The 2,030-nt window shown below is 58.2% G+C and carries 2 protein-coding genes; both read left to right on the top strand.

Features of this window, described 5'->3' with window-relative positions:
- A partial coding sequence (locus ACXJ7R_RS31050; protein WP_457155142.1) for an AI-2E family transporter occupies positions 1–734 on the top strand: 734 nt, incomplete at its 5' end.
- A 290-nt stretch (positions 735–1,024) separates the two neighbouring features.
- Positions 1,025–2,030: helix-turn-helix domain-containing protein (locus ACXJ7R_RS31045; RefSeq protein ID WP_457155141.1), on the top strand; the 1,006-nt coding region annotated here is incomplete at its 3' end.

Below are 2,030 nucleotides of genomic sequence, written 5' to 3'. Positions count from 1 at the left end.
GGGCGGACTGGCTGGAGAGCCATGGCATCGCAATCGTTGGTCCGCTTGAAGAGCATTTCAATCTGACCTGGCTGATCGGCTTGACACAAGGCCTTCTCAATCGGCTGAACAGCATGGCCGGCTTTGCCATATTGACCTTCATCTTTGTCATGCTTGGCCTGCTCGAAGCCGACGATTTCCAGCGTCGTCTTCGCCTGAGTTCTGCTCAACCTCAAGGCGAGATGCTCTTGCAAATCGGCCGCGAAATTGGCGCCAAGGTTCGCCGTTTCATGGTGGTCCGCAGCATTGCATGCGTGCTGACGGGCTTGGTCGTGTGGGGGTTTGCCTTGGCTGCCGGGCTCGAACTCGCAAGCGCTTGGGCGGCGATCGCTTTTGCGCTGAACTATATTCCGTTCGTTGGACCGCTGGTGGCTACGATCTTTCCGACCTTGTTCGCCGTCGCGCAGTCCGGGTCGTGGCAGCTGGCCCTGATTGTGTTCCTCGGCCTTAACGCTATTCAGTTCGTTATCGGCAGTTATCTGGAGCCATTCCTGACCGGCGCATCGCTGGCGATCTCGCCTTTTGCCGTGATGTTTGCTATCTTTTTCTGGAGCTTTTTATGGGGTCTGCCCGGGGCTTTCATCGGCGTCCCAATTCTGATTGTTGTAGTCACATATTGCATGCACCATCACTCGACACGCTGGATTGCTGCGCTGCTGTCCGGAGGTCCTGTCGAAATATCTGGTGCTTCTTAGCTGTATTAACTACGCTTCACGGCCAGGCGGGGGCGTCGAAATCCAACTACCTTGTACAACCGGAAAAATCGGCTTAAATTGGCACTTGCGGGGAGATATTCTTGTCTTTGAAAGATATCTCTGATGAGAGTGCTCTTACTAACAGTCGCCGGCTGCGCGAAGACGGGTGCATGTGACGCGTCTCTAATGTATCTTTGCTTTCGGCGTGCTGACGTTGTGGACTGGTTGTTGAAGACCCTGAGCGGGAAATCTGGCCCGGTCAGGGCTTGCGCCCGTTAGGAGGTCCGATTGTGACCGCTAACGCAGCGAGGGCGCTTTCTGTCGACTTCGCCGAGCCGTTGCCTCAAGCAGCAGCGGTCGCTCCCAAGAATGACCCGCGTCCGGAACGCGTTCCGGTTCCCTGCTTTGAATTCTCGACTCGGGAGCTGCCTCCGAGGGACCAGTTTGCGGCATGGCGCCAGAACTTCGCGACTATGCTCGACTTTGTCGAGCCGAGCGATACTGCGGCGGGTTTCGCCGGCACACAACTTCTCTGGGACCTAGGCGATCTTGCCCTGGCTCAGATCAGCACCAATGGCTTGGATTTTACCAGCCTGGCGGGTCGCATTCGCCGGGACCCCMTCGATCACTGGTTGGTGACCCTTATCCGGGACGGCAGATCGCAGACGACCACTCCATCCAGGTCTTTTGACGGAGAGGCCGGATCGGTGCAGGTGCATTCGCTTGGCCGGGTCTTCGAGGGAAGCGTTACAGACAGCGAAATGCTGTTGCTCTTCGTACCCCGCGACTTCTGCCGCGACATGGGGTGGGGTCTCGACATGGCCGAGTTCACCGTGCTTGATGGAGGCATGGGGACGCTGCTTGCCGACTATCTGGCCAGCCTCGCCCAGAGGCTTCCTACGATTAATGTTGGCGATCTTCCTGGCTTGCTCGGGGCGACCAGGGCGATGCTACAGGGTTGCATCGCGCCATGCTCTGACCATCTCGCCCAAGCCCATGATCCGATTTCCGCCACCTTGCTCGAGCGCGCCCGTCGATTCGTGCAACTTCATCTGTTTGAACCGGATCTCGGCACCGAGCGTCTGACACGCGGACTCGGGATATCGCGTTCACGTCTCTACCGACTGTTCGAGGCTTCCGGAGGGATCGTGCACTACATCCAGCATCGGCGGCTCCTGGCGGCCCATGCAGCGCTCGCTGATCCGAATGACCGGCGTCGAATTCTCGACATTGCTGACGAACACGGCTTCGGTGATGGCGCTGAATTCAGCCGGGCTTTTAGACGCGAGTTCGGAT

The sequence above is a fragment of the Mesorhizobium sp. P5_C1 genome (genome assembly GCF_054049815.1).
Note: the sequence above shows the minus strand (reverse complement) of the source record. Positions and strands in the feature narration are given on the sequence as shown.